Here is a 9,807-nt window from a genome sequence, read left to right as displayed (position 1 = left end):
AGCTCACCCCGGTCGAGTTTGAGATGATCTACGCAGCCGCAGACGCGGCCTGAGAACCACCCACCCCGAGTGTCAACCAAACCTGGGGCAGACCCTAGAGAAGGACGAGATCGTTGAAGATGTCTATGCGGTGAAGCCGTTGAGCGTCGCGCCTGATGTGGTCGTGACTGTGCCTGGCTCGAAGAGCATCACTAATCGCGCACTGGTCTGTGCTGCCCTCGCGGAGGGCGAGTCAACTCTCGATGGGGCGCTGTTCGCCGATGACACGCACGCCATGGTCGAGGCGATCCGGTCCTTCGGCGCTGAGGTCATCGTCGACGCGTCGCGACAGCGCATGACGGTCATCGGCGCCGACCGAAACTCAGGCAATGACGTCACAGTATTTGCACGACAGTCTGGGACGACGTCGCGGTTGATCCTCGCGGCCGCTGCGGTGCGGTCGGGATCGACACTCGTTGACGGTACCGATCAGCTGCGTGCGCGTCCCTTCGGCCCTCAGATCGCGGCACTTAGACAGTTAGGCGCGTCGATAGATGAACGTGGACGGCCTGCGTATCTGCCGGTCGCTGTGCTCTCACAAGCAAGGGGCGGGTCTGCGGACATCCCTGGCGACATGTCGAGCCAGTTCATCTCCGGTCTTCTCATCGCGGGGCCGCTCATGGCTGGTGGGTTGCAGCTTCAACTGACCACTCCCTTGGTCTCGGAGCCATACCTTCAAATCACACGCGACGTGATGGGCGCCTTCGGAATCCACGCGGAGGGGCTTGCCGTCGGGCCCGGCTCTTATCAGGCCACCGACTTCGCTGTGGAACCCGACGCCAGCTCGGCCTCGTACTTCTTCGGGGCCGCAGCGATCACGGGTGGTCGCGTCACCGTTGAGGGCCTCGGCTCACGTAGTTCACAGGGCGACCTGGCCTTCATTGACGCCCTCGACGAAATGGGTGCGACCGTCGAGCAGTCCGAGAATTGCACTACGGTCACGGGACCGGCTCAACTACACGGCATCGATATTGACATGCGCCACATCTCTGACACCGCGCAGACGCTAGCGGCCGTTGCAGTCCACGCTGACAGCCCCACCCGGGTTCGGGGCATCGGGTTCATCCGCGGCAAAGAGACCAACCGCATCTCGGCCGTCGTGACCGAGTTGAAAAGAGCCGGAGTCGAGGCGCACGAGCATAGCGACGGTTTCACGGTGTTCCCGGGCGCCCCGCGACCCACCGTGTTCCACACCTACGAGGATCATCGGATGGCGATGAGTCTCAGTCTCCTGGGCTTGCGTCACCCCGGGATTGCGCTGTCCGATCCGGGCTGCGTGAGCAAGACATATCCGGCCTTCTTTACCGACTTCGAGAAGCTCTCTGCCTCCTAGCTTGCCGTGCCAGGACAGCGCGCCCGCAGCTCGACATCTCCGAGCGTCCCGGTTGGTGAATAGCGCGCGGGATCTTGCGCCGTCCGGGGATCGTCGACTGGGACCACCGAGCACATCGTGGCATGAACGGGCGTTTCGGAGCGAGGCTCGGTCGTCGGTCGATACCGTCTGCGGGTGGTCGAACTGAGCGATCCGGAGACAGTCAAGCGATGGCCGCAACTTTCCCGGAGCTCGGTCGCTACGGTGCCTTCCATGGATCCCGTTTGGGCAGGTGTCGTCGGCGCTCTTGGTGGTGCAGTCGTATCGCACCTCGGCAACGTGTGGCTGAGGAAAGCCGACCGCGATGAGGCGAGAACGATTCGCCGCGAGGAACGAGTTGTCCGTGAGTCTGACCGCTGCGTGGAGGCGTTCGCGGCGGCGCAAGACGGTGTCGCGTTTTTGATCGCGGCCTTAGCGGGGTCGGCGACGTTCGGTCATGACGCAACGGGAGCCGCTCCGGTGTCCTCTGACGTAGTGGCGCGTGCTTGGTCTGCTGTGACGAGGCTCCAATTACTCGTAGACGTCCCGCTCAATGACTTCGACCAACTCGTCAAGGAAGTGGCCGACTATCTGGTCCTGTGGCAGGAGCCGTCTTTCCGAATAGAGCCGGACGCACTCATTGCTCGCCTGGTTGCGTTGACATCGACGCTGGGCGAAGCAGCGCGCAGGGTCAAGACTCCCGTCTAGTTGTCGCGAACGCCAAGGTGGTCAGTCAGAGGAGCCGATCGACACGCGGAGCGTGATCAGTACGGGATCCCTTGCGGGACAGCTTCGTCTCGGCGTTGTCGGCCGCCCCTCGTCACCGCAGCCGGTTCGGCCTGTGGGACGCGGCGCGTCTCCCGTTGTCGTCCGAGCCTCGCGTTCGGGTTGCATGCGCAGCCGCGTCAAACCGGCTCTCCTGACTTATCCGTGGGTCATTTCCCGCCGGGGAGGACGGGGCGGTGGCCGCCGAGGTTGAGCATGACCAGGGCGATGAGCGCGGTCTGGTGACTTGAAGCCGAACGCCACGCGGGTGATGAGTCGGATCTTGGTGTTGACCGATTCGATGCGTCCGTTGGCCAGTCCGTGCTCGATCGCGGCAAGGATCGAGGCCTTGTGTTTGACGATGCGGCGTTGCAGGTCGACGAAGGTGGGAATGCGGCAGCGACGGACCCAGCCGATTCATGCCTCGAGCGCCTCGACAGCTTCGTCGTAGCCGAGCTGGAAGACCAGCCGGAGAGGGTGCTTCGCCAGCGCATCGGGTTGTTAGAGCTAGCAACCGCCACGATGGTCGCCCCGCGGACGGGGTCGACCATCGTGAGGCCGTGCTCCTTTGAGTCGTCAACGCCGAGGACGGTGACATCAACGTCCTGAGTCTGCTCGATAAGCGCGACAATGTCGGCGATCGGTGCGATACCGAGACCGTTCTCCTCTCGGAACTTCTCGGCTGCTTTCCGAGCATCGTCTCCGTAGACGGGGCACGTCAGCCGACGCCGTACGCATCGAGGTAGGCGTCGAGTTCGATCAAGTGCACGAGTTCGCTTCGCAGCCCGCTCATGTCACTGCCGTTCTCTGCGCGGGCGAAGCAGACGACTCGGTCACGCACCGCGGAGTGCTCGGGGATCTCCGAGACCGAACAGCCGAGGACGTCGGCGAGGAGGATGATCTCGCTCATCTTCGGAGTGCGCTCACCGGACTCGATGCGCGACAGCGTGGGCTGGCTGAGCCCGGCCTTACGCGCCAAAGCCCGCTGCGACATGCCGAGCCGCTCTCGGACGCTCTCGATCCGAGCGCCCGAGGACACGGTGGTGGTGGTCATGTGAGTCACTCTCCTCGGTTGTGATTCAGCACAGACGATCGTGGGGACAGAGGAAGTCGCGAGGTCTGGTCCCGCACTTGGGTGATCAGTTGTGTCAGACGAGTGCTGCGTCGTCGAGCTTTCGGCGGAGCTTGGCGCAGGTCCGGAATCCTTCCTTGCCGATCTCTCGACGGACCGGCGGAGGGGAGATCTGGATCAACGACGCCGGTCACGGAGGAAGCGCCGCTCGGGAGAAGTGCCTGTCCGCAAGGATCGCCTTGGTCAACTGGGATGCGTACCCCGGGCTGGCCGGGTCGGACGTGACAAGGGCATCACCACCAAGATCCGGCGACGGACGGCAATCCGGGCCGGTGGCCTGCGCGACCGCGACCTCACCTACGGATCAGGTGTCCACCGGGGCAGGATTCTCCTGCTTCTGGGTCGCCTTCGCCACGCCAGACTCGACGCGAACCACGATGAGGAGCCCTGCGAAGATCAGCAGCGCGCCCACCACCCCCATGGCGGTGAGCCGTTCGCCTAGCAGCGCGAAGGCGAGCAGTGCCGCGACCACGGGTTCGATGAGGCCCAGCGTGGCCGCCGTACCGGACCGAACCCCCGCCAGCCCGCGGTTGAAGAGGCTGTAGGCGAGCACCGTCGGCACCAGTGCCATGTATCCCACCAATACAAGCCCCTCGACATCCGTCACCCACCTGACGTTCCCCAAGACCGCGATCGGGAGCGTCATCAGGGCCGCGATGGAGAAGACGACGGCCAGATAGGAGCGTAGGTCATGACAACGATCGGCCGCCGCATTGCCAGCAATGATGTAGGTCGCATAACTCGCTGAGGCACCCAGAGCCAAGAGAATCCCGGCCGCCGATGGGGCGGTCGGACCCGCATGCGAGTCCAGCTGGCCGACCACCAGCATGGTCAGCCCGGCTACGGCGATCCCGGTGGCCGTCAGCCACGTCCGGGAGGTGTGGCGAGTGGCGAGTCCCGTGAGGAGCGGCGTGGCCCCGATCGCGATCAGTGTCCCCACCGACACACCCGACTGCGTCATCGCTCCGAGGAAGCAGAGATTGAACCCGGCCTGTCCCGCACCGGCCCACCACGTCGGAGCCTCTCGAAGGACCACCACGAGAGACGCCGCTGGTGCGGTGCCAAGGGCCACCAGTAGTAGCAGCGCCGCCGAGGCGAGCAAGCGCACCGCGGCGAGCTCCGGGGAGGGTACCTCCGGACCCAACAGTTGAGCCGTGCCGACCGTCCCGAACAGTGCGGCACCCGACAGCACCAAAAGCGACGAGCGAAGCCGGTCGACGCGGGTCGAGGTTGCAGTGGTGTCGGCGCACATCAGGATCCCATTCTCGTTGAGGTTCAGGACAGCGCGCGTTGGGTTTTAACACCCGGACGAAACTCCTGTGGAGCGTCGGCCTGCGAGTCGCCGGGATTGCAGTTGGAGTCCTCGACGGAGGCTCCTGGGTGGCCTGACCGTGACCGTGAACCGCCATGCCCCGGGTCTCGGAGAGACCCTGCTCGGGGAGGGCCTGCGCAGTGGCGTCGCGCATGACACCGGAATCTCCGCATCCTCGCGCCACTCCAACCTCACCCGTGCCGCCACCAGTTCCGGCCCGGTGGACCTCCTCGTTCGCCTGTCGACGAGCAAAGCGTGGGCTACTCCAAGGCCAGGCCGTGCAAGGTCAGCCTGCGAGCCGTGGCCACCACCTCATCCACGCTGACCTGACGGTCGTTCCACCACTCAGGAGCCCAGTTGAGTGCTCCGATGATGAGCAGCCGAGCCGCGTAGCCGTCGAGATCGGCGGGGATCTCACCGCGGTCCTTGGCCTCCTCGAAGAGGGCTTGCCAGAGCTTGCCGTAGCGCACCTGACCTGACCGCAGTCGCAGGTGCATGTCCTCCGGGAACTGACCAACGCTCCGGATGGCAGCGGTCGTGTAGTCGGAGATCTCCAGCAGCACGCAGGTGCTCTTCCACGGCTACGCAGCGCTTGCGCGCCTCATCAAGCCCGGCAAGCAGAACCTCGGCATCCTCGCCACGCTCGGCCTGGGACTCGTGGGGTCGCTGGTCGGAGGGCTTATCGCCCAGCTGTTCGGCACCGACAGCATCCTGGGAGCTCAACATCATCGGCTTCGTCCTGGCCGTGCTGGCTGCGGTGCTGCTCATCGGCGTCGCCGAGGGCATCGCGGGCAAGAACAAGAGCCACGCCTGACCGGGTCGGTACGGCGGAGACGCGGTCAGTGAGCGTTGGAGGACGATCGCCGCAGGCGGGGTCGCGCTGGGACTCGTGAGGACGCTGGGTTTCGCCCGTCGGCCTGCAGAGACGTCACCACGCAGGGCGCTCGACGGGTCATGCGGCTTCAGCTCTACCCACGGGCCTGGACCTGACGTGGTGGTCGTGGATTGGTCTGGACTCGACCTTCCATTGCGACCGCGATCGTCGACGGCCACAACGGCCACCTCACCATCGACAGGACACCAGGACACGGCACCACCATCCGCATCCGCCTGCCACTGGACCAAGACCAGTTAGGCAGAACGGGCACCTGCCCCACCGATGCCGCGGCTGCGTTCAGTGAGCGTCGTGTTTTCCCCGACTGCCGCCGGGGTGTGACACGTGTCCGCTCTGGTGTTCGGGATGCTCCTCCCCGCGACGGTCGTTCCGGGTCGCGTAGAGACTTGTCGAGGTCACCACAGCAAGGATGCCGACGATCACCCCCAGCGATGCCAACGTGGGAATCTCCGGGACGCCGGGCCACACACCATGCGCCCAGTGCAGCACCAGCTTGACGCCGATGAAGGCCAGGATCGCAGCCAGCCCGTAGCCAAGGTGCACCAGCTTGCTGAGCGCACCCTCCAGGACGAAGTACAGCGCGCGAAGGCCGAGCAGGGCGAACGCGTTGGTGGCGAAGACCAGGAAGGGGTCGCCCGTGATGCCGTACACCGCCGGCACTGAGTCCACGGCGAAGACGACATCCGTGGCCAGCACGGCGAAGACGACCAGCGCGAACGGGGTCGCGGTGCGCCTACCGGCATGCCGGACCAGCATCCGGGGACCGTGGTACTCGTCGGTGACCGGCATGAATCTGCGCAGCAGGCGCACCGAGCGCATCGAGGACACGTCAACCTCGTTGCCGTGCCCCGACTTTTGGTCGCGCAGGATCTTCACCGCGGTCACGAGGAGGATCGCGCCGAACAGGAGGAACGCCCAGCTTAGGTTCGCCAGCACCGCGGCACCGAGCGCGATGAAGATGCCGCGCAGAACCAGTGCCCCGACGATCCCGTACAGAAGCACCCGCTGCTGGAGCTCCCGGGGGACGGCGAACGCTGACAGCAGCAGCATGAAGACGAACAGGTTGTCCACGGAGAGCGACTTCTCGACCAGATATCCGGTCAGGTACTCGACTCCCCGGGTTGACCCGAACTCGGCCCAGACGTAGGCACCGAATGCCAGCGGAAGGGCGACGTAGAAGATCGACCATCCCACGGCTTCGCGCATGGAGACGTCGTGCGGCCGCCGCGTGACAACGAAGTCGAGCGCGAGCAGGGCGATGACACCGCCGATCGTCGCGGTCCACAGCATGGGCGTTCCGATCGTCTCCAAGTTCCTGCTCGGGCCTGCGGCAAGCACGACGTGGCCGAGGGGAGTCACGTTCTTCAACCTCCTGTTGTTGCCATGGCTGGCCACCACCATACGGCGCGGCGATCTGTCCTCCCTCGGCGACACTGGCGGGACGCCCTTGCCTCTACCCGGTATCGGTTGCCTGATGCACTCGGCATCGCCGCGTGCGCGCGGCGCAATGACGCGCGCTCCGGACGCGGACCGGCAGGTCAGTCAGGCCAACACGGAGGAGGCGTCAAGTTCGCAGGGCCCCAAGGGATGAACCGATCCGCGCGTCTCCACCGGCTCCGCCGTGGCAGGCGGCCCATGAGGGAACGTAGTCACCGGGATGCGACAATAATCCACAAGCGCCCGCGTCTGTTTAGGAGATGCGCCCCCCGATGGATCGTGACTATCTGAGGACCGGGTGTCCTGTCGGCCCTGTTGATCCTCTTGCCATCGAACGGCTGCAAGCCTGATGTGGGTACTGACCCTGCTCCTCGGGTTCCTGGTGGTGCTGGCGATCACCGCCGCCACCGGCTACTTCGTGGCCCAGGAGTTCTCCTACATGGCGGTGGACCGGTCCCGGCTCAAGGCCCGGGCGGCCACCGGGGACGCCTCCGCGAAGCGTGCGCTGGCCGTCACCCAGCGCACGTCCTTCATGTTGTCCGGAGCCCAGCTCGGGATCACGGTGACCGCCCTGGTGGTGGGCTTCGTCGCAGAACCCCTCATCGGCGCCTCGCTCGGCGAAGCCCTGGGCGGTGTCGGCGTGCCCACGGGGGTGGGGGTCGCCGTCGGCACGGTGCTGGCGCTGCTCCTGTCGACCTTCCTCCAGATGATCTTCGGCGAGCTCTTCCCCAAGAACCTGGCGATCGCCCGACCCGAGCCGGTCGCCGTCGCGTTGGCGACGTCGACGACCGTCTACCTGCGGCTCTTCGGATGGCTGATCTGGATCTTCGACCAGGCGTCGAACCTGCTGCTCAAGGCGGTGCGGATCGAGCCGGTGCACGACGTCGAGCACTCCGCGACCGTCCGCGACCTCGAGCACATCGTCGCGGACTCGCGGGTCAGCGGCGACCTGCCCGAAGAGCTCTCGGTGCTGCTCGACCGGATCCTGGACTTCCCGGAGCAGGACGTGCAGCACGCGATGATCTCCCGCCCCCGGGTCGACGTGGTGCGCACCGACGAGACCCTCGACGCGACCTGGCAGCGGATGAGCGCCGGGCACTCGCGCTACCCGGTGCTCGACGAGCACGACCAGGTGGTCGGCGTCGTCCACCTGCAGGACGTCCTGGCAGCACCCCGGCTGGACGGCGTACCCGTGACCTCCCTGGCGAGGGACCCGCTGCTGGTGCCGACGACCATGTCCCTGCCGGACGCGCTGGCGGTCCTCACGGACACCCGGAACCAGATGGCCTGCGTGCTCGACGAGTACGGCGGCTTCGCCGGCGTGCTGACCGTCGAGGACCTCGCGGAGGAGCTCGTCGGCGAGATCACCGACGAGCACGACCCCGCCGAGCTCACCCCGGTGGCCGAACGAGCCGGCAGCTGGGTCATGTCCGGAGAGGTGCCCCTCGACGAGGTCGAGCGCGCCATCGACCGGCAGCTCCCGGAGGGTGACTACGAGACGCTCGCCGGGCTGAGCATCGCCGAGCACGGGTCGCTCCCGCCTGTCGGTGCCACCATCCGGGTCGAGCTCCCGCTCGATCTCGCCGACCTCGGTGAGGCCGACGACCCGGAGCCCCAGTTCCTGCGCCTCGAGGTGCTCGAGGTCGAGCGACACGTCCCCTCCCGGTTGCGGGTGGAGCTCCAGGGTGGTGACGACGTCGTGCGGCAGCCCGACGTCGAGGCGACCGGGTCCGCACCGGTCGGGGAGGACCAGCGATGAGCAACCCGATCGTGGTCACCGCCGTGACCGTCCTGCTGATCGCCCTGAGCGCCTTCTTCGTCGCCGCCGAGTTCGCGCTGCTCGCGGCGAAGAAGCACCGGCTCCAGGACCGTGCGGCGGACAGCCGTTCGGCCCGCGCCGCCCTGCGCAGCTTCAACGAGCTGACCGTGCTGCTGGCCGGCTGCCAGCTCGGGATCACCGCTTGTGCGCTGGCACTCGGCGCCATCACGAAACCGGCAGTGAAGTACGCGCTCACCCCCGTCTTCGAGGCGACCGGGGCGCCCGGCTGGGTCGTCGACACGTCGGCGTTCGTCCTGGCGCTGATCATCGTGACCTTCCTGCACCTGGTGGTCGGCGAGATGGCGCCGAAGTCCTGGGCGATCGCGCACCCCGAGTCGGCAGCGACCATGTTGGCCCTGCCGATGCGCGGCTTCATGTGGGCGACCCGCCCGCTGCTGGTGGCGCTGAACGAGATGGCGAACTGGTGCCTGCGCCGGGTCGGCGTGGAGCCGCAGGCGAGTGTCGCGTCGGGGCAGACGGCCGAGGACCTGCGGCACCTAGTCGAACACTCCGCGAACGTGGGAGCGCTCGACGCCAGCTACTCGACCCAGTTCACGGAGGCGCTGGACCTTCAGACGCTCACGCTGGGGGAGCTGGTGAGCCACGGCGAAGGGATCACCGCGGTCGACGAGTCCGCCAGCGTGACGCAGGTCCAGGCAGCCAGCCTGGACAGCGGGCACCTGCGGATCCTCGTCACCCGGGACGGCGAGATCGTCGGAGTGGTACACGTGCGGGACACCATGGCGGGGGGCGATCCCAGACCCGCCCGTGCCGTCATGCGGCCGGCCTTCCGGCTCGACGCGGCAACGCCCGTTCACGCCGCGTTGGCGACAATGCAGGAAACCCGCAATCACCTCGCCGTCGTCGACGGCGAAGGCGGAACCGGGGTCGTCACCATGACCGATATTCTGTTGCGGCTCTTCCCGAGGACAGCAGTCTGACCCCGGTCAGCAGGCGGGACGGGAAGGGCATCGGGGCGTTTTGCCTTGCGAACTCTGGCCATCCGCGCAGCTACTCCAGCATCGACGTGTTGCCGGCGGTGTCGGTGTCCGTGTCG

Annotated in this window: 9 protein-coding genes and 1 pseudogene; 5 read left to right on the top strand and 5 right to left on the bottom strand. The window is 66.6% G+C overall.

Features of this window, described 5'->3' with window-relative positions; all coding sequences use genetic code 11:
* The first annotated feature begins 130 nt into the window (after positions 1-130).
* A complete protein-coding gene (aroA, locus tag C9J87_RS15740) occupies positions 131-1,372 on the top strand; it encodes a 3-phosphoshikimate 1-carboxyvinyltransferase (RefSeq protein ID WP_198652377.1) in 1,242 nt (413 codons plus the stop codon).
* A 174-nt stretch (positions 1,373-1,546) separates the two neighbouring features.
* The gene (locus C9J87_RS19755; RefSeq protein ID WP_157953227.1) at positions 1,547-2,098 is read left to right on the top strand and encodes a hypothetical protein; all 552 of its coding nucleotides are present in this window, start codon (positions 1,547-1,549) and stop codon (positions 2,096-2,098) included.
* Between the two features lie 227 nt (positions 2,099-2,325).
* On the opposite strand, the pseudogene C9J87_RS15730 reads toward C9J87_RS19755, so the two are convergent.
* The 4 genes and pseudogenes from C9J87_RS15730 to C9J87_RS15715 form a co-directional block, all read right to left on the bottom strand.
* Positions 2,326-2,644, bottom strand: a pseudogene (locus tag C9J87_RS15730) (transposase); the annotation flags it as partial.
* 229 nt (positions 2,645-2,873) lie between these two features.
* Positions 2,874-3,209, bottom strand: a complete 336-nt coding sequence (locus C9J87_RS15725) for a helix-turn-helix domain-containing protein (protein ID WP_107705983.1) — start codon at positions 3,207-3,209, stop codon at positions 2,874-2,876.
* 382 nt (positions 3,210-3,591) lie between these two features.
* On the bottom strand, positions 3,592-4,539 hold the full coding sequence (locus C9J87_RS15720; RefSeq protein WP_107705982.1) for an EamA family transporter: 948 nt from the start codon (positions 4,537-4,539) through the stop codon (positions 3,592-3,594).
* 320 nt (positions 4,540-4,859) lie between these two features.
* On the bottom strand, positions 4,860-5,162 hold the full coding sequence (locus C9J87_RS15715; protein WP_107705981.1) for a hypothetical protein: 303 nt from the start codon (positions 5,160-5,162) through the stop codon (positions 4,860-4,862).
* 29 nt (positions 5,163-5,191) lie between these two features.
* Between C9J87_RS15715 and C9J87_RS15710 the strand changes: the two genes are divergently transcribed.
* Positions 5,192-5,413, top strand: a complete 222-nt coding sequence (locus C9J87_RS15710; RefSeq protein ID WP_232820080.1) for a hypothetical protein — start codon at positions 5,192-5,194, stop codon at positions 5,411-5,413.
* Between the two features lie 360 nt (positions 5,414-5,773).
* Here the strand turns inward: C9J87_RS15710 and C9J87_RS15705 are convergent, their stop codons facing one another.
* A complete protein-coding gene (locus C9J87_RS15705) occupies positions 5,774-6,895 on the bottom strand; it encodes a TerC family protein (protein WP_198652376.1) in 1,122 nt (373 codons plus the stop codon).
* 385 nt (positions 6,896-7,280) lie between these two features.
* On the opposite strand from C9J87_RS15705, the gene C9J87_RS15695 reads away from it, so the two are divergent.
* Positions 7,281-8,690 (top strand): hemolysin family protein, encoded by a 1,410-nt coding sequence (locus C9J87_RS15695; protein WP_232820079.1) that lies wholly within the window; start codon positions 7,281-7,283, stop codon positions 8,688-8,690.
* On the top strand, positions 8,687-9,691 hold the full coding sequence (locus C9J87_RS15690; RefSeq protein WP_107705977.1) for a hemolysin family protein: 1,005 nt from the start codon (positions 8,687-8,689) through the stop codon (positions 9,689-9,691). The genes C9J87_RS15695 and C9J87_RS15690 overlap by 4 nt, the downstream gene beginning before the upstream one ends.
* Positions 9,692-9,807 lie beyond the last annotated feature (116 nt).

This window comes from Nocardioides allogilvus (assembly GCF_003047285.1).
In the GTDB taxonomy this organism is placed as follows: Bacteria; Actinomycetota; Actinomycetes; order Propionibacteriales; family Nocardioidaceae; genus Nocardioides; species Nocardioides allogilvus.
The sequence above is the reverse complement of the archived record's forward strand: the minus strand, read 5'-3'. Positions and strand labels throughout refer to the sequence as shown.